Raw genomic sequence first — 17,488 nt, forward strand, 5'->3', positions numbered from 1 at the left:
TTTGACACATTGTCTGGATTCTAGGGGTGACAAATGGCGGCGAGAAAAAGCGCTGGCAGCAGGGCGAAGGGCCAAAAGCAGCACGCTCGTCGCGAGACTGCGAAGTCGCTAGCTGCACCTCAGCCGTCCGAGAGCGACACGTCGTTAAACCCCCACCCCTATCCTGAATTGGTCGTAGGTTTAGTGGGTCCCGTAGGGGTTGATCTCGACCCTGTTATATCGGTCTTGATTAGCGAGTTGAAGAATCTTAACTACGAGTCGATACTCGTACGTCTTAGCAAGCAAATTGAAAATTTCTTCGGCACCGATCACAGCAAGGATCGTGAAGACAGAAGAATTGTAAGCCTAATGGATGAGGGCACTCGCTTAAGAACCGTGAGCGGGAGAGGCGATGCAGTTGCATTACTGGCCATCGCAGAGATCAAACGGCTTCGGGAAGAGCAGTATGCGGGGGCGAGCGAAAAACACGCATATATTCTGCGATCCCTGAAGCATCCTCATGAAGTTCAAACGCTTCGAAATGTATACGGCGAAGGCTTTTTTCTTATATCGGCATACTCACCAAGAGAAGTGCGTGTCAATGCATTGGCTGAACGCATCAGTAAATCAGCATTTCAAAAAAAAGGGGATGCTCGTGCCAAAGCCGAGCGTATCGTAGAGCGCGATGAGTTAGAGGAAGACACCGACCTCGGGCAGGATGTCGAGGATGCGTTTCCACTCGCAGATCTTTTTGTCGATAGCACGAATATAGCGACGCGCGACACCCAAATCAGTCGTTTTCTTCAGCTTCTTTTCGGAAATATTTTTCTCACACCATCGCGCGACGAACACGGAATGTACTATGCGAGATCTGCGGCACTAAGATCGTCCGATTTGAGCCGGCAAGTCGGCGCCGCGATTCTCAGACCTGAAGGTGACTTAATCGCTGTAGGTTGCAATGACGTACCCAAATGCGGTGGTGACCTATATTGGCCCGGCGACAAAGGGGACGCTCGTGATTTTCAGCGCGGCATAGATGCCACTGCTGAGGAGCGAATACAAGTTATTGGGGAGCTTCTGGGTCGCCTTGGCCAGAACAAGTTACTCTCAAATAGCATTAAAAAGGAAAATCTAAATGAAATCGTTCGCGATTTAATATCAGGTGAAAAAAATAAAATTCTGAAAGGCACCAGGGTAATGAGTCTGCTTGAGTTTGGTCGCAGCGTGCATGCAGAAATGGCGGCGTTGATGTCGGCAGCAAGACTTGGCATATCCGTCCGAGACGCCACGCTGTTTAGCACCACATTTCCTTGTCATATGTGCGCTCGGCACATAGTGGCCAGTGGTATTAGGCGGGTTGTATATATCGAACCATATCCAAAAAGCAAAGCAAAACAATTGCATCAAGATTCAATTAACGTCGACTCCGCGGCGCCTCCGAGTGATCATGTAAATTTCGAGCCATTTGTCGGAATATCGCCGAGAAAGTATCAAGACATATTCAATTCCAGAGAGCCAAGAAAAGATTCCACCGGAAAAATTGTCGACTGGAGAGCCAAATACAATAGGCCGAGATTTATGCGATTCACAAATTCATATAAAGAGATTGAATTAGCAATTGTCGGCGAGGAAATACCCTTACTTCTAAAGAAATTAGGAATTAGTGTAAAATGATGCACTGAAAATCGGAGATTAACATGAAGAAACCAAGCAGCCTTGCTCAGCAGATAGCACAAGCACAGCGCCTACTCGCTAGCCTGCCGGAAGCCAAGAAGTCGAGTCTGAGATTGGAAGGGTCTGATCTTTATTTAAACAAAAAACCAGATTACCCAGTCTCTCAATTGACCAGGACGAAAATCAAACAGTCATCGAAGTAATTAGTTGCTCGGCTTTATATTGGCACGCGTTGAATCTCAAGATTCCGCGCTCGATGATCGTTAGGAAACGGCAGAAACTTCCGCATAACGACCAACGACTTCTTGGGCCAACATGCCACTCTCGTGAACGTATTGAGGGATCGCTGCCGGCGCAATGCGAACTCAACGTTTGCAAAAGGGGCGTCCATGGTTAAGTGTTCACGAAAATCTGATTTGAAAATCTGAGCCGAATCCGTCGAGCAGTTTTTTGACCTCGGCATCGATGGTTTCCTTGGTCCAGGTGACGAAGCGGCGCCAGTGATACTTGGCGTGCTTCCAGAGGATTTCGATGAGATTCAGTTCAGGGCTGTAGGGCGGCAGATAGAACAGCACCATGCGATGTTCGAGAAACCATCGATCGATTGTTTCCTGATCGATGTTGTGATGGATCGAGGCGTTGTCGAGCACCACTACCGTCGTCAGACCGGGCGTGCTTTCCCGCGCGATCTGCTCAAGGAATTGCACGACATCGGGGCGTCTGATCGTGGTCTTGCTGGTGTGATACGTCAGCAGGTTGGCGCCGAAATCCAGTGCACCAGGGACGGAGCGTTCGCAGTGCGGTTGCGGGAACACACGATGCGGTTCGCCGATGGGCGACCAGCCGCGCTGCACCGGGGGCGAAGCACTGAACCCGGATTGATCGAAGTAGAACAGCTGGCACGCACCGTCGAGTGCGGCCTGCTGTAGCTTCGCGAGGGTGGAGGCCTTCGCGGCGAACTCCTCGGGGTTACGCTTTTTTTGAGCGAATAGCGACCACGCTTGTAGGAAAACCCCGCTCGTTTGAGCGCAGTCGACAAGGTATCCAGGCGGCAGGGAAACGGCACACCATGAGCTTCTTCAACGCGCTGCGCAATCTGTCTGAGAGTCATCAATTCGGCGCTGGCCGCCTCGATGGCGGTGGCGATCATGGCTTCAGACAACGAACGGGGACGTCCGCCTTTATGACCGACCAGCAGCCCACATATGCCGGATTCCCGCCACGCGTGCGCCCAGTTGTAGACCGACTGCCCGCTCACGCTGAGCTGCGCAGCCACTTCAGTCAGTTTGATCTTGCGGCCGAGCATCATCACGCCCGCGGCCCGGGTGCGCATGTCGCGATGCTGGTGGTTCAACGACATCTGTTGCAAGGTCTTTTCCTCGGCTTCGCTCAGCTCTACAACACACTTCATCTGGACTCCGGCGCAATGGGTTTGCCGAAGTTAACAAAATTCAAACGCGTTTACCAGCAACACTTACCGTCGACGAGGTAGAGCACAGCGGCGCCCCGGATATCCTCACCATTCGGGCGCGCTCGGCCTCGATGACCAAGGACATGGACGAACGAAAGGAGGCGAGCTGGCACGGCGAAACGCTCGGCTCGATCGTGCGCAAGATCGCCGGCCGGCACAGCCTCAAGCCGGCGATCGCCGACGCCCTCGCGAAAATCGCGATCGCGCATATTGCACACGATTGCCGATGGCGGATACACGACGCAGCTCGACCTGGAGATGCGCGACGATCCGACGAGCGACCGGCACCGCTCGAACTTTCGCAAACCAGGCAAGTAATCGTAGTTACAAAAACCTGTTGCGCGCGCCAGTTTACGTAACTACAATAACCATATGACAACGACACACGACCCAGCTAAAAGCGAAGCCAACGAAGGGAAGCACGGCGTTTCCCTGGCGCTCGCTGATGCTATCGATTGGTCGTCGGTATGGTGCGCGCCCGACGACCGCAAGGACTACGGAGAACTGCGCGAAATAGGCTATGCCGTGATCGATGCCCGTCTCTATTGCATCGTTTTCACGCAGCGCGGCGAAACCTTCCGGGTTATCAGTCTGCGCAAAGCCAACAACCGGGAGATTGACCGCTATGAAGAAGCAACCCAAATTGATCCGTAACACGCCAGAAGAAGAAGCCGCGATTGCGCGCGGCATCGCGGCCGACCCTGACACGTTCGAGCCGACCGATGAACAGTTCGCGCAGATGAAGCGACGCGGCGGCCGGCCGAAACTCGCGAATCCGAAAGTCGCGGTAACGGTGCGGTACGACGCCGATATCGTCGACCGGTTCAAGGAAAGCGGCGAAGGCTGGCAAACCCGCATGAACAACGCTTTGCGTGACTGGCTGAAAACACACCACGCATAGGCGTTCCGCAAACGATCGTTTTCAGTACAACCTGACAAGGGGGCGCACAGTGCCCTTTTTGTCGATTCGAATTTCCATAGCGTCAATGCCAGACAAACTCCCCGGAATCGGCCAGACGCTGCGATTTTCGTTATTTACCGGCGACGCGACGGCCTGCGCTGAGTTTTTCCCAGGTGGCTCCGTTTTCGCCCGTGGTAACGCATTGCTGGCGCAAGCCAGCTTGCAACACGACACTGCCGATCGAGTAGTGATGACCGCCGTACTCGCATTGCGGCGCAGCAGGCAGCTGCGCGGATGCTGCCGATCGCTCCACGACGACGTGTGTCACTGCTGCGAGCGCAGCGATCACTCCACACGCTACAGCAACCGCGCGCCACGGCGTCTGTTTCCCGGGCGCTTGCGCGATGGTCGCCGCCGTCTGAGCAAGGATCGGCGGATCTACTACAACCGGCTTCACGGGAGCGACTGCATTGCTCGCGCCTTCAATGGCATCGTGCCGCGACGTATCGGCCGCATGAACTGGGTTTCGTGATGTTGCCCTGGCCGATGCCGGCTCTGTTGTGCCATTTCGCAACCACACTTCGAGATATGACATTGCACGCTGGTACACGTCGCGCGGCATCTCGTCCATGTTCGGAAACTTGAACACGGTCATCAAGCGCCGATAGACCATCAGCTTGTCGGTCTGCGTCTTGGCTTGGATCTGATACGCCTTGCGTGCGATCGCACTACGCTGACGATCGCTGATGTAACTCGGTTTCGGTTCGTTGTGGATATGCACGCTTACGTTGGATTGCGCGCTATTCGTCTTGACATCGCGGCCTGCAACTTGCCCGATGTTCCCGTTGAATTTCTGTTGCATTACTTTTTATTCTCCAACGCGGCTGGCACGGCACCGGTTGGCGCGACCATAGCGCCGACCAAGGCGGTTCCTGACCGGGCGCGGGATCTCCGATGCTGCGGTCGACGCGGCGATCACGGCCAGGACGCTCGGCTTTAACGACTGGACCGGCTCGAAGGCGCAGCCCGGCGAAGTCGGCCACGGCGGGCCGGCCGCCGCGTTCATCGTCCGCACACTGAATCCAGGCCACGTCGTCGCCGTCGACATGCGCTATATCGACCCGACAATCAGCGGCGGCGTCAAGACGCAGACCCAAGGCGACAAGTCAGGCTACGGCTGGACAGCCGACGTGCAGCGGCTCGACAAGGCAAGGCGCGTGATCGTCGTCGAAAGCGTGTTCGGTTCGTATACCACGGCAAACCGGTCTACCAGACCGTGACTGCGGCGTGGACCAAAGCGCTGAAGCGGGCCGGTATCCGTGACTGCCGCTGGCACGATCTGCGCCACACATGGGCAAGCTGGCACGTGCAGCGCGGCACGCCGTTACAGGTGCTCAAGGAGCTGGGAGGATGGGAAACGCTGGAAATGGTGCAGCGGTACGCGCACCTGTCGGCCGATCACTTGGCGCAGTGGGTGCAGCCGATGACGATGCAAGCCGCACCGCAGTTAGCTGCAATTTAGCTGCAATTCGTGGGGAGTGGGAACGGGTGAATTCGTTGGAACCCTTGTCAGACTTGGTGCGCCCGGCTGGGATCGAACCAGCAACCCCTGCCTTCGGAGGGCAGTACTCTATCCATTGAGCTACGGGCGCTTCACCACAAAACTGCGGGGAATCTACGCGAAAGCGCGCCAACCAGAACGGACGCGACGCCAACGCGAGAGACCGCAAGGATACCCGGTTTCGGCCGAACCGTCCACAGGACGGCCTCCGACGCCCATCCCAGCGTCTTCCCCGCCCCCTGCCATCATCCATGCCGATCCGGGTAAACGCCTGCTGAACACCGTCCTGGCCCCCTCGCCGCCGCCGAAAGCTTGCGTCTATAATCGTCCGTGGCTGATAAAGAACAAGAAGTTGCCGTCGCGCTGTACCGCTCACACACCCACGGAGACGAGACAAGCATGAGCGAAGCACCACACGGAGCCCCGATCAAAACCCCAGCACAGCTTATCGCCGCGGTCATCGCCGGGTTTGCTGTGCCGATCGTCATCATCGTTCTGCTCGCCGTCTACGTCGATAATTCGACGCGCACCGGCGCCGGCACCGACTCTCTCTCCGAAGCCGAAGTCACCGCCCGCATCCATCCGATCGCCCAAGTCGAGATCCGCGACGCCAACGCACCGCGCGTCTACAAGAGCGGCGAGGAAGTCTACAAGGCGGTCTGCTCGGCGTGTCACGCGTCGGGTGCCGCAGGCGCGCCGAAATTCACCAACACCGCCGACTGGGCGCCGCGCATCGCGCAGGGCTTCGACACGCTGTGGCACACCGCGCTGTCCGGCAAGGGCGCCATGCCGCCGCGCGGCGGCACGAGCCCCGACGACTACAGTGACTTCGAGATCGCGCGCGCGGTCGTCTATATGGCGAACAATTCGGGCGCGAGCTTCCCCGAGCCGGCGCAGCCGGCGGCGGGCGCGGCTGCGGCATCCGGTGCGGCCGCGGCATCCGGTGCAGCAGGTGCATCGGATGCGGGCGCGGCCCAGGCCGCCGCGGCGCTGGCCGCAATGGCCAACGTGCCGCAGACTCCCGCCCCGGCAGCAGGTGGCGCGCAAAGCGCGGACGCCTCGCAGGCCGGCAAGGCGCTGTATCAGTCGGTATGCCAGGCCTGTCACGCGACCGGCGTGCTGAACGCGCCGAAGTTCGGCGACAAGGAAGCATGGGCGCCGCGCCTGAAGGACCCGATGGACACTGTCTATAACTACGCGCTGCACGGCAAGGGCGCGATGCCGCCGAAGGGCGGCTCGAACGCATCGGATGCGGACGTGAAGGCCGCGGTCGACTATATGGTCAGCGCGGTGAAGTAAAGCACGCGGCATCGGTCGTCGCTGAAATGAAAAATCCCCGCATGCGCTAACGCGATGCAGGGATTTTTTATCTGCAATCGCAAGCAAACGTACCTGGCGGGCACTTGCAGTCCCGCCCGCTCACGACTTCTGCAACAACGCCTTCAGGCTCGCGAGCCGGTCCTTCGGCGACATCGGCGCTTCTTCCGGTGTCGGCGGCGGCGCATCGTCGAGCAGCATTTCGTTGATGAAGCGCGACGCCTCGCAGACGACCGTCTCCCGCGCCCGCTTGCGCTTCTTGCACCAGTTCAGATGCAGGCTGCGCTGCGCGCGCGTGATCGCGACGTACATCAGCCGGCGTTCCTCCTCGATGCGCGCGTCGTCGATCGGCTCGTCGTCCGCGCCGCCCCGATGCGGCATGATGCCTTCCTCGACGCCGACCAGGAACACGTGCGGATACTCGAGCCCCTTCGACGCATGCACGGTCGACAGCCGCACCGCATCCGGATCTTCCTCGCGGCCCTCGAGCATCGACATCAGCGCGACCGTCTGGATCAGCCCGAGCAGGTTCTTGCCGGTGTCGCCGAAGCCGTCGGCGGTGTCGTAGCCGGTCGCTTCGCTGCCGCTGCCGTGCTCCGGCTCTTCCTTGGTGCCCTTGCGCTTGAGCCACTCGATGAACTCCAGCACGTTCTGCCACTTCGCCTGCGCCTGGCGTTCGTCGAACGCGTCGTACAGATACGCTTCGTAGTGGATCGCCTCCATCAGCTCATTGAGTAGCGTACCCGCCGCGTCCTTCTCCGCGCGGTCGGTCAGGCGCTGCATGAAGTCGCAGAACGCGCGCATCGGCTCGATCTGACGCGGCGACAGACGCGCCTCGATGCCGCCCATGTAGACCGCCTCGAACAGCGACACCTTCGCCTGACCCGCGAACGCGCCGAGCGCCTCCAGCGTCGTATTGCCGACGCCGCGACGCGGTGTCGTGATCGCGCGGATGAACGCGGGATCGTCGTTCGCGTTGGCGATCAGACGCAGGTACGCGCAGATGTCCTTGATCTCGGCCTTATCGAAGAACGACTGGCCGCCCGACAGCACGTACGGAATCCGTTCGCGGCGCAGCACCTGCTCGAAGATGCGCGCCTGGAAGTTGCCGCGATAGAGGATCGCGTAGTCGCGGAAATTCGCGCGCCGCTCGAACTTGTGCGCGGACAGCCGAAACACGACGGACTCCGCCTCGTGCTCCTCGTCGTTGCAGCCCGTCACCGTGATCGTGTCGCCCATACCGTGCTCGGACCACAGCTTTTTCTCGAACAGCTTCGGGTTGTTCGCGATCACGTTGTTCGCGGCGCTCAGGATGCGCACCGTCGAGCGGTAATTCTGTTCGAGCTTGATCAGGTGCAGGTTCGGGAAATCCTTGCCGAGCTGGCCGAGGTTTTCGAGGGTCGCGCCGCGCCAGCCGTAGATCGCCTGATCGTCGTCGCCGACCGCCGTGAACGCCGCGCGCTTGCCGGCCAGGAGCTTCACCAGTTCGTACTGGCACGCGTTGGTGTCCTGATACTCGTCGATCAGCAGATAGCGCAGCTTGTTCTGCCAGCGGTCGCGCACCTGCTCGTGGCTCGCGAACAGTTCGGCGGGCAGGCGGATCAGATCGTCGAAATCGACCGCCTGGTACGCATGCAGCGTCGCCACGTAGTTGCGATAGACGATCGCCGCCTGATGCTCGTCCTCGGTCGAGGCGATCGCGATCGCCTGCTCGGGCATGATCAGGCCATTCTTCCACAGCGAGATGATCGACTGGATCTTGCGGATGAAGCCCTTGTCCGTCGAGCCGACCTGCTCCTGGATCATGCCGAAGCAGTCGTCGGAATCCATGATCGAGAACTGCGGCTTCAGGCCGACATGCTCCGCCTCCTGACGCAAAATCTGCACGCCGAGCGAGTGGAACGTACACACCGTCAGCTGGTTCACGGGCACCTTGCGGCCTTCCTTGCCGGGTGCGGTCAGCGTCTTGCCTTCGAGCAGCTTGCCGACGCGCTCGCGCATCTCCGCCGCGGCCTTGTTCGTGAATGTGACGGCGGCGATGTGGCGTGGCTCGAAGCCCTTCGCTTCGATCAGGTGCGCGATTTTCTGCGTGATCACGCGCGTCTTGCCGCTGCCGGCGCCGGCGAGCACGAGACAGGGACCGTCGAGATAACGGACCGCTTCGCTTTGAGCGGGGTTCAGGCCTGCGGACATCGTTTGTGGATGGGTAATACGGTTGAGGGCCGCTGAGGTCGGACCGGCGGGTGGCGCCGGCCGAAGGCCCGGGGCATGCTGCGCGGCGCAATGCGCGCGGGAGGTGCGATGTTAACATGGCCACCGCGATGGCCACCGCGATGGCCACCGCGATGGCCACCGCGATGGCCACCGCGATGGACGCCCTCGTTGGATGCCTCGATGGTTCGGACGCCCCGACGGGGTGCGCGCAAGGCCGGCCGTCATGCTCAGCCCCCAGTCCAGCCCACAAATGCCACAATGATGAGATTGCGCGCCGCCGCCGCGGTGGCAAGGCGGCGCGCCGCTCCTCCAGGAAGACTCGCATGTCCGCATCGCTGAAAATTGGATTGATGGGCTACGGCTTCGCCGGCGCGACGTTTCACGCACCGGTGATCGATCACTGCGGACGCGCGAGGGTCGCCGCGATTGCGACCGGGCAATCCGAGCGCGCGCACGCCGACTATCCGCACGCGAAAATCGTCGCCGATCTCGACGCGCTGCTCGCGCTCGACGACATCGACTGCGTCGTGATCGCGACGCCCAACGACACCCACTTCGACCTCGCGCGCCGTACCCTCGAAGCCGGCAAGCACGTGGTCGTCGACAAGCCTGTCACGCTGAGCGCCGCCGACGCCCACACGCTTGCCAATATCGCGCTCGCGCGCGGCAAGCTGTTCGCGCCCTTTCATAACCGCCGCTGGGACGGCGATTTTCTGACCGTGCGCGATCTGCTCGCGCGCGTGGAACTGGGTCGCGTCACGCAGTACGAATCGCATTTCGACCGCTTCCGGCCGGGCCCGCGTCAGCGCTGGCGCGAAGACGTGACGCGCGGCGGCGGTCTGCTGTTCGATCTCGGTCCGCATCTGATCGACCAGGCGCTCGCCCTCTTCGGCGCGCCGCGGACCGTATCGGCGACGGTGCGCACCCATCGCGACGACGCAAGTGCACCCGACTACGTGCACATCCAGCTCGGCTACGACGAGTTCGAGGTCGTGCTGCACGCAAGCGCGCTGACCGCGTTGCCGGGAGCGCGCTTTGCTATTCACGGCACGCGCGGCAGCTACGTGAAGTACGGCCTCGACACCCAGGAAGATCAGCTGAAAGCGGGCCTGCGCCCCGGCGACGCAGACTTCGGCGCCGGCAACAGCCCCGGCGTGCTGCGCGTGCTCGAAGGCGACGAGGAAGTCGAGTGCGAATTGCCAACCCGCAACGGCGAGTACGCAGGCTTCTATATTGCGTTGGCCGACGCGATCCAGAACCGCGTCGCATTTCCGATCAGCACGCGCGACGCGGTCGACGTGATGACGATCATCGACCTGGCCGCGCGCAGTTCCGAGCAGGGCGTGCGACTGCCGTTCGAGCGCATTCGCTGAACCCCGCCCCGCTGCGCGTCGACACCGCGCCACCACGATCTGTGTACCAAAAACGGGACCGCCTTTAGCGCCGCGAAGGCTGTCGGCGCGGGCTTTCCTGACGCTCCGGAAAGGAACATAACGTTACAAATTCGCCCGCTGCCAGGTCAGCGGGCGTTCTTCGTCAGCCGTTGCTAATGAGGTAGCAATCCAACACGACAACGACTCCGGGAGAATCCATGTCTCGAATCATCCGTGCCCTTGTTGCATGCGCGCTGCTCGGCTCCGTCGCCGCCTGCGTGGTAACGCCCCCGCCGGCGCCGCATCCGGGCCCGACTCCGCAGCAGATCGCGGACCAGCGTCTGCATCAGGTCGACGGCCGCATCGACAATCTCGCGCACCGTATCGATAACCGCGTGAATCAGGGCTATTACCCGCCGCCGCAAGGCGCCGCGCTGCATCACCGTCTCGAGACGATCCGCCAGGAAGCGCATGACATGGCCGCCCAGCATGGCGGCGGTTTGTCCGCGGAAGAACAGCGCGTGCTGAATCAGGAACTGGACAATGCGGCTCATGCGATCGGCGAGTGAGTCAGCGAGCAAGTGGGCAAACCGAATCGGCAAACGAGCCACCAGGTGAGCCCCCACTACCGCTCATCGTGCGGTCACGGATGGCACCGGGAGAAGCAACTGAAAAGCGCGGGCACCACGGTCCGCGCTTTTCTTTTTGACGCCCCCGAACAGCCACAGCCGGCCCCACACCGCTCCCGGGCCTTTATTTGACAAGCCCCGGCCCGTCGCGTAAATTCGCCGCACGCGTCGGGAGAGCGTGCTGGCAGGCGAAAAATCGCAGGCCGCGCCGCCGAAGGGGCACACCCGCAAACTCTCAGGCAAAAGGACCGACCGCGTCGAAAAACCCGTCTTCCGGCGGCTTTTTCGCACTCTGGAGAGCGGCAGTAGCCATCCGCGTCGCACCTCGTGCACCGCAGGCAGGCTGCCCACCGAAGGGGCGCGCGTTTCACCGTGACGGATCGAGCTCATTGAGCCAGTCGCGGCGGCGCAATCTCTCAGGTATCGAGGACAGAGGGGTCATGCAGAACCACGCTCGCAGGCACACGGCCGCGAGGCAGTGCGCCGCATGGCCTTTTTTGTTTCGCGAGATGCCCGAGGCCCCATGACCGAACTCAAACACACCCCGCTCCACGCCGCTCACCGCGCGCTCAATGCTCGCATGGTCGACTTCGGCGGCTGGGACATGCCCGTCAACTACGGCTCGCAGATCGAGGAACATCGCGCGGTGCGCACCGACGCCGGCATGTTCGACGTGTCCCACATGTGCGTGGTCGACTTCACCGGCGAGCGCGTCCGCGCGTTCTTCGAATACGCGCTCGCGAACAACGTCGCGAAGCTGCAAACGCCGGGCCGCGCGCTCTACTCCTGCATGCTGAATCCGAACGGCGGCGTGATCGACGATCTGATCGTCTATTACTTCGCCGAAGACCACTTCCGCGTGGTCGTCAACGCCGGCACCGCCGACAAAGACATCGCCTGGTTCGGCCAGCTCAACGCGGGCGGCTTCGGTCTCACCATCACGCCGCGCCGCGATCTGGCGATCGTCGCCGTGCAAGGCCCGAACGCACGCGAAAAGGCCTGGCAAACCGTGCCGGCCGCGCGCGCCGCGACTGAAACGCTGAAGCCGTTCAACGCCGCGCGCGTCGACGGCACGCCGTTCGGCGAGCTGACCGTCGCGCGCACCGGCTATACCGGTGAAGACGGCTTCGAGATCATCGTGCCGGCTGCCCACGTCGAAGCGCTGTGGAATGCGCTCGCGGCCCACGGCGTGCGCCCGGCCGGTCTCGGCGCGCGCGATACGCTGCGCCTCGAAGCCGGCATGAACCTGTATGGCCAGGACATGGACGACAATGTCTCGCCGCTCGACGCCGGCCTCGCATGGACCGTCGACCTGGCCTCGCCGCGCGAGTTCGTCGGCAAGAGCCGCCTCGAAGCCGACGGCTCGCGCGCCGCGTTCGTCGGCCTGATCCTGCTGAAGGAAAACGGCAAGGCCGCGGGCGTGCTGCGCGCGCATCAGAAAGTCGTCACGCCGCACGGCGACGGCGAAATCACCAGCGGCACGTTCTCGCCGACCATGCAGGAATCGATCGCCTTCGCGCGCGTGCCGAAGGGCGTGCAGCCGGGCGACACCGTGCACGTCCAGATTCGCGACAAAGCCTGTCCCGCAAGCGTGGTAAAACTGCCGTTCGTGCGCAACGGCAAGGTGCTGGCGGTCTAAGCGGCCGGCGCACGCCCCTACATTCAAACACTACCGAACATACCGTTCAGGAGCATCCAATGAGCATCCCGGCCGAACTGAAATACACCGAATCGCACGAATGGGTCCGCACCGAAGCGGACGGCACGCTGACTGTCGGCATCACCGACCACGCGCAGGAAGCGCTCGGCGACATCGTCTTCTTCGAAGTCCAGGAACTCGGCAAGTCCGTGACCGCGGGCGACACCGTCGCCGTGATCGAATCGGTGAAGGCCGCCTCCGATATCTACGCGCCGGTGTCGGGCGAAGTCATCGAGGCGAACACGACCGTCGCCGACTCGCCCGACACCGTCAACAGCACGCCGTACGACAGCTGGCTGTTCAAGATCAAGCCCGCCGCCGATGCGTCGCTCGACCGTCTGCTCGACGCCGAGGCGTACGCGAAGTCGATCGGCGCCTGAGTCACCTTCTGTTTTAACCGTCAGGCGCGGCGCTCGCACAACGGCGCGCCGCGCCGCCAGGAACACCCATGAAGCTCGAACACCCGGATCGTCTGATGAACCGCACTCCTCTCTCGCTCGCCGCGCTCGAAGTGCACGACGCCTTCGCCGAACGGCATATCGGCCCGGATACGGCCGACCAGCAAGCGATGCTCGAAGCACTCGGCTTCGCGTCGCGCGTGGCATTGATCGACGCCGTCATCCCGAAGACGATCCGCCGCACCGAAACGCTGCCGCTCGGCCCCTTCGCGCAACCGAAGAGCGAAGCCGAAGCGCTCGCCGCCTTGCGCGAGCTCGCGGACAAGAACCAGGTGTTCCGCTCCTACATCGGCCAGGGCTATTACAACGCCCATACGCCGACGGTGATCCTGCGCAACGTGCTCGAAAATCCGGCTTGGTACACCGCGTACACGCCGTACCAGCCTGAAATTTCCCAAGGCCGTCTGGAAGCGCTCCTGAACTTCCAGCAGATGGTCACCGACCTGACCGGCCTCGCGATCTCGAACGCATCGCTGCTCGACGAAGCGACCGCCGCCGCCGAAGCGATGACGCTGCTGCAACGCGTCGGCAAGCCGAAGTCGAACGTGTTCTTCGTTGCCGACGACGTGCTGCCGCAGACCATCGAAGTCGTGAAGACGCGCGCGACGCCGGTCGGCATCGAAGTGAAAGTCGGCCCGGCCGCTGAAGCCGCCGACGCCAACGCATTCGGCGTGCTGCTGCAATACCCGGGCGTGAACGGCGACGTGCGCGACTACCGCGCGCTGACCGAAGCGATCCACGCGGCGGGCGGCCATGTCGTCGTCGCCGCCGACCTGCTCGCGCTGACGCTGCTTACGCCGCCGGGCGAATGGGGCGCGGACGTCGCGGTCGGCAATACGCAGCGTTTCGGCGTGCCGGTCGGCTTCGGCGGCCCGCATGCCGCGTACCTCGCGGTGCGCGACGAATTCAAGCGGCAAATGCCGGGACGTCTGGTCGGCGTAACCGTCGACGCGCAAGGCAACCCCGCGCTGCGTCTCGCGCTGCAAACGCGCGAGCAACACATCCGCCGCGAGAAGGCGACCTCGAACGTGTGCACCGCGCAGGCGCTGCTCGCGATCATGGCGAGCATGTACGCGGTCTATCACGGCCCGCGTGGCCTGAAGACGATCGCACTGCGCGTCAATCGCATCGCCACGCTGCTCGCCGAAGGCGCGAAGCAGCTTGGCTATAAGCTCGTCAACGAAACTTTCTTCGACACGCTTACGTTCGACACCGGCGCACGCACGCAAGCGCTGCACGACGCGGCGACGGCCAGGCGCATCAACCTGCGCCACGTGAGCGCGACGCAAGTCGGCCTGTCGATCGACGAAACCACCACGCGCCACGATCTGGCCGACCTGCTCGCGGTGTTCGCTCAAGCGGCCTTCACGAGCGACGTGCCGCAAGTCGACGCGCTCGACGCCGCGCTCAACGCATCGAACTCTGCGTCGGTGCCGGCCGCGCTCGAACGCACGAGCGCGTACCTGACGCATCACGTGTTCAACCGTCATCATTCGGAAACGGAAATGCTGCGCTATCTGCGCAGCCTGTCGGACAGGGACCTCGCGCTCGATCGCTCGATGATCCCGCTCGGCTCCTGCACGATGAAGCTGAATGCGACGTCGGAAATGCTGCCGGTCACGTGGCCCGAGTTCGGCCAGATCCATCCGTTCGCACCGACCGAACAAACCGTCGGCTACCGCGAGATGATCGATCAGCTCGAAGAGATGCTGGTCGCCGCGACCGGCTATGCGGCCGTGTCGCTGCAGCCGAACGCGGGCTCGCAGGGCGAGTACGCGGGTCTTTTGATCATCCACGCCTATCACGCGTCGCGCGGCGAAGCGCATCGCGATGTCTGTCTGATTCCCGCTTCGGCGCACGGCACGAACCCGGCGTCGGCGCAAATGGCCGGCATGCAGGTCGTGGTCGTGGCATGCGACGCGCAGGGCAACGTCGATATCGAAGACCTGAAGAAGAAGGCCGCGCAGCACGCCGATAAGCTCGCGGCGATCATGATCACGTACCCGTCGACGCACGGCGTGTTCGAGCAGAACGTCCGCGAAATCTGCGAGATCGTGCATGCGCACGGCGGCCAGGTGTACGTGGACGGCGCGAACATGAACGCGATGGTCGGCCTGTGCGCGCCGGGTCAGTTCGGCGGCGACGTCTCGCATCTGAACCTGCACAAGACCTTCTGCATTCCGCACGGCGGCGGCGGACCGGGCGTCGGTCCGGTCGCGGTCGGCGCGCATCTCGCGCAGTTCCTGCCGAACCAGACTTCGTCGGGCTACCAGCGCTCGGAGGATGGCATCGGCGCGGTGTCGGCCGCGCCGTACGGCTCGGCGTCGATCCTGCCGATCTCGTGGATGTACATCGCGATGATGGGCGCGAAGAATCTGACCGCCGCGACCGAAACCGCGATCCTCAATGCGAACTACGTCGCCAACAAGCTCGCGCCGCACTATCCGGTGTTGTACTCGGGCCCCGGCGGCCTCGTCGCACACGAGTGCATTCTCGATCTGCGTCCGCTCAAGGACACGAGCGGCATCACCGTCGACGACGTCGCGAAGCGCCTCGCCGACTATGGCTTCCACGCGCCGACGATGAGCTTCCCGGTACCGGGCACGCTGATGGTCGAACCGACCGAGTCGGAGTCGAAGGAAGAGCTCGACCGCTTCATCGAGGCGATGATCGCGATCCGCGAGGAAATCCGCGCGGTCGAGGAAGGCCGCGCGGACCGCGAGGACAATCCGCTGAAGCACGCGCCGCACACGGCGGCGGTCGTGATCTCGGACGACTGGAAGCACGCGTATGCGCGCGAGACCGCCGCCTACCCGCTGAAGACGCTGATCGCGAACAAGTATTGGCCGCCGGTCGGTCGCGCGGACAACGTGTACGGCGATCGCAACCTGTTCTGCTCGTGCGTGCCGATCGCCGATTACGAGTAAGCAGTGCGAGTCGGCGAGACGTCATGCGCGGCGCTGTGAAGGTCCGTCGGCGTCCGCGAGCGGTCCACCCGCGGTCCTGTCGTTGAAAGCCGCAACCGGCTAACATCACACACCGAATCAGCCTAACGAGGAGTTTCGCATGGCGCGAAAGGTGCGATTGATGCAAAGCCGGGCCGAGGCGGCAGGCGTCCGTCCGTGGCGGCCCGCTTACGCGGTACTGTTGGCCGCAGCGGCCGCGTTGCTGCCGCTGCGCGCGGCGCAGGCCGCGATGAATTTCTGCGCGGCGCCGGCGCTGCAAACGAGCGAGCGCACCAATGCCGACCCCGGCGTCAAGGCGCTCGTCGCCAACGTGCAGGCACATCTGAACGAGCAGCCGCATGCGCTCGCCAAATTGCACACCGAGGGCACGCTGCCGCACGAGGGCATCTACGATCAGAGCGTCGAAGCGGAGAAGGATCTCGACCTGCTGCGCGACGCCGCGCTCGCGTGGCGCGCGACCAGCGACGACCGCTTCCTGAAGCTCGTCGACCGTCTGCTGTACGCGTGGGTCACGACCTATCAGCCGAGCTTCAATCCGATCGACGAAACGCGTTTCGAAGGTCTGATCCTCGCGTACGACATGACCGCGAGCGCGTTGCCCGTCAAAACGCGCAACGCGGCGATGGCGTTTCTGACGAAGCTCGCGAACGGCTACATCGGGCAGATCGACGCGCAGCCGCGGCCGCTCACGGGCACGTTCCGCAACAATTGGCAAAGCCACCGCATCAAGCTGATCGCGATGGCGGCATTCACGCTCGACAACCGCAAGATGATCAACGCCGCGCAGCGGCTGTTCGTCGAGCATATCGGCGACAACATCGCCCCGGACGGCTCGACGATCGACTTCGGCGAGCGCGATGCGCTGCACTACGTGACCTACGATCTGCAACCGCTGGTGACGGCCGCGCTCGCCGCGCGCCGCCACAACCGCAACTGGCTGCAGGAGAAGGGCGCGAACGGCGCGACGCTGCTCGCCGCGCTGAATTGGCTCGTGCCGTTTGCTACCGGCGGTCAGACGCATGAGGAATTCGTGCATTCGAACGTCGCGTTCGATGCAAAACGTCGCGAGGCCGGCTTGCCCGGCTATTCGGGTCCGTGGGATCCGAAGAACGCGACGGAACTGTTTCACCTGGCGGCCCGTCTCGATGGACGCTTTACGCCAGTCGCGCTGCAGCTCGCACCGACGCCGCCCGCGTGGCTCGCCGTGTGCTTGCCGCTGCCGGCGCGCTAAACTCTTTATCTATAG

Annotated in this window: 14 protein-coding genes, 1 tRNA gene, 4 pseudogenes and 2 riboswitches; of the genes and pseudogenes, 14 read left to right on the forward strand and 5 right to left on the reverse strand. The window is 62.6% G+C overall.

Going from position 1 to position 17,488, the window contains the following annotated elements; genetic code table 11:
• Nucleotides 1-33 precede the first annotated feature (33 nt).
• Nucleotides 34-1,653, forward strand: a complete 1,620-nt coding sequence (locus F6X40_RS08470) for an anti-phage dCTP deaminase (protein ID WP_187627426.1) — start codon at nucleotides 34-36, stop codon at nucleotides 1,651-1,653.
• 23 nt (nucleotides 1,654-1,676) lie between these two features.
• Complete coding sequence (locus tag F6X40_RS08475; protein ID WP_187627427.1) at nucleotides 1,677-1,856, forward strand: hypothetical protein; 180 nt, start codon at nucleotides 1,677-1,679, stop codon at nucleotides 1,854-1,856.
• 198 nt (nucleotides 1,857-2,054) lie between these two features.
• Here the strand turns inward: F6X40_RS08475 and F6X40_RS41830 are convergent, their stop codons facing one another.
• Both F6X40_RS41830 and F6X40_RS43185 read right to left on the reverse strand, forming a co-directional pair.
• Nucleotides 2,055-2,708 carry an IS630 family transposase gene (locus F6X40_RS41830; protein WP_222946030.1) on the reverse strand — a complete coding sequence of 218 codons (654 nt, stop codon included), beginning with the start codon at nucleotides 2,706-2,708 and terminating at the stop codon, nucleotides 2,055-2,057.
• A 65-nt stretch (nucleotides 2,709-2,773) separates the two neighbouring features.
• Nucleotides 2,774-3,064: pseudogene (locus tag F6X40_RS43185) on the reverse strand (helix-turn-helix domain-containing protein); the annotation flags it as partial.
• Between the two features lie 59 nt (nucleotides 3,065-3,123).
• Here F6X40_RS43185 and F6X40_RS42220 point away from each other — a divergent pair.
• The 3 genes and pseudogenes from F6X40_RS42220 to F6X40_RS08495 form a co-directional block, all read left to right on the forward strand.
• Nucleotides 3,124-3,336, forward strand: a pseudogene (locus F6X40_RS42220) (phage late control D family protein); the annotation flags it as partial.
• 160 nt (nucleotides 3,337-3,496) lie between these two features.
• Nucleotides 3,497-3,778, forward strand: coding sequence for a BrnT family toxin (locus tag F6X40_RS08490; RefSeq protein WP_187612211.1), 282 nt, complete (start codon nucleotides 3,497-3,499; stop codon nucleotides 3,776-3,778).
• The gene (locus tag F6X40_RS08495; RefSeq protein ID WP_090802433.1) at nucleotides 3,750-4,025 is read left to right on the forward strand and encodes a BrnA antitoxin family protein; all 276 of its coding nucleotides are present in this window, start codon (nucleotides 3,750-3,752) and stop codon (nucleotides 4,023-4,025) included. The genes F6X40_RS08490 and F6X40_RS08495 overlap by 29 nt, the downstream gene beginning before the upstream one ends.
• Before the next feature lie 130 nt (nucleotides 4,026-4,155).
• Here the strand turns inward: F6X40_RS08495 and F6X40_RS08500 are convergent, their stop codons facing one another.
• Nucleotides 4,156-4,887, reverse strand: a complete 732-nt coding sequence (locus tag F6X40_RS08500) for an alpha/beta hydrolase (protein ID WP_187627428.1) — start codon at nucleotides 4,885-4,887, stop codon at nucleotides 4,156-4,158.
• A 61-nt stretch (nucleotides 4,888-4,948) separates the two neighbouring features.
• On the opposite strand from F6X40_RS08500, the pseudogene F6X40_RS08505 reads away from it, so the two are divergent.
• Together F6X40_RS08505 and F6X40_RS08510 are read left to right on the forward strand one after the other, a co-directional pair.
• Nucleotides 4,949-5,272: pseudogene (locus F6X40_RS08505) on the forward strand (hypothetical protein); the annotation flags it as partial.
• Nucleotides 5,269-5,547: pseudogene (locus tag F6X40_RS08510) on the forward strand (tyrosine-type recombinase/integrase); the annotation flags it as partial. The pseudogenes F6X40_RS08505 and F6X40_RS08510, both read left to right, overlap by 4 nt.
• A 54-nt stretch (nucleotides 5,548-5,601) precedes the next feature.
• Here the strand turns inward: F6X40_RS08510 and F6X40_RS08515 are convergent.
• Nucleotides 5,602-5,677 (reverse strand) — tRNA-Arg (locus F6X40_RS08515).
• 308 nt (nucleotides 5,678-5,985) lie between these two features.
• Here F6X40_RS08515 and F6X40_RS08520 point away from each other — a divergent pair.
• Nucleotides 5,986-6,885, forward strand: coding sequence for a c-type cytochrome (locus tag F6X40_RS08520; RefSeq protein ID WP_184069823.1), 900 nt, complete (start codon nucleotides 5,986-5,988; stop codon nucleotides 6,883-6,885).
• A 120-nt stretch (nucleotides 6,886-7,005) separates the two neighbouring features.
• Here F6X40_RS08520 and F6X40_RS08525 read toward each other — a convergent pair whose 3' ends face one another.
• A complete protein-coding gene (locus F6X40_RS08525) occupies nucleotides 7,006-9,096 on the reverse strand; it encodes a UvrD-helicase domain-containing protein (RefSeq protein WP_187627429.1) in 2,091 nt (696 codons plus the stop codon).
• Nucleotides 9,097-9,440: 344 nt separating this feature from the next.
• Between F6X40_RS08525 and F6X40_RS08530 the strand changes: the two genes are divergently transcribed.
• From F6X40_RS08530 to F6X40_RS08555, 6 genes are all read left to right on the forward strand, one after another.
• Nucleotides 9,441-10,490: an oxidoreductase gene (locus tag F6X40_RS08530; RefSeq protein ID WP_187627430.1), complete on the forward strand. Its 1,050-nt coding sequence runs from the start codon at nucleotides 9,441-9,443 to the stop codon at nucleotides 10,488-10,490.
• 218 nt (nucleotides 10,491-10,708) lie between these two features.
• A complete protein-coding gene (locus F6X40_RS08535) occupies nucleotides 10,709-11,059 on the forward strand; it encodes a hypothetical protein (protein WP_018418835.1) in 351 nt (116 codons plus the stop codon).
• Nucleotides 11,060-11,278: 219 nt separating this feature from the next.
• Nucleotides 11,279-11,381: riboswitch (glycine riboswitch) on the forward strand.
• Between the two features lie 20 nt (nucleotides 11,382-11,401).
• Nucleotides 11,402-11,562: riboswitch (glycine riboswitch) on the forward strand.
• Nucleotides 11,563-11,642: 80 nt separating this feature from the next.
• Nucleotides 11,643-12,758: a glycine cleavage system aminomethyltransferase GcvT gene (gene gcvT, locus F6X40_RS08540; RefSeq protein WP_187627431.1), complete on the forward strand. Its 1,116-nt coding sequence runs from the start codon at nucleotides 11,643-11,645 to the stop codon at nucleotides 12,756-12,758.
• A gap of 59 nt (nucleotides 12,759-12,817) precedes the next feature.
• A complete protein-coding gene (gene gcvH, locus F6X40_RS08545; protein ID WP_090802422.1) occupies nucleotides 12,818-13,198 on the forward strand; it encodes a glycine cleavage system protein GcvH in 381 nt (126 codons plus the stop codon).
• A gap of 68 nt (nucleotides 13,199-13,266) precedes the next feature.
• Nucleotides 13,267-16,203, forward strand: a complete 2,937-nt coding sequence (gcvP, locus tag F6X40_RS08550; RefSeq protein WP_187627432.1) for an aminomethyl-transferring glycine dehydrogenase — start codon at nucleotides 13,267-13,269, stop codon at nucleotides 16,201-16,203.
• 139 nt (nucleotides 16,204-16,342) lie between these two features.
• The gene (locus F6X40_RS08555; protein ID WP_187627433.1) at nucleotides 16,343-17,473 is read left to right on the forward strand and encodes an alginate lyase family protein; all 1,131 of its coding nucleotides are present in this window, start codon (nucleotides 16,343-16,345) and stop codon (nucleotides 17,471-17,473) included.
• The last annotated feature ends 15 nt before the right edge of the window (nucleotides 17,474-17,488 follow it).

Source organism: Paraburkholderia sp. UCT31 (assembly GCF_014397655.1).
GTDB classification, from domain to species: Bacteria; Pseudomonadota; Gammaproteobacteria; order Burkholderiales; family Burkholderiaceae; genus Paraburkholderia; species Paraburkholderia tuberum.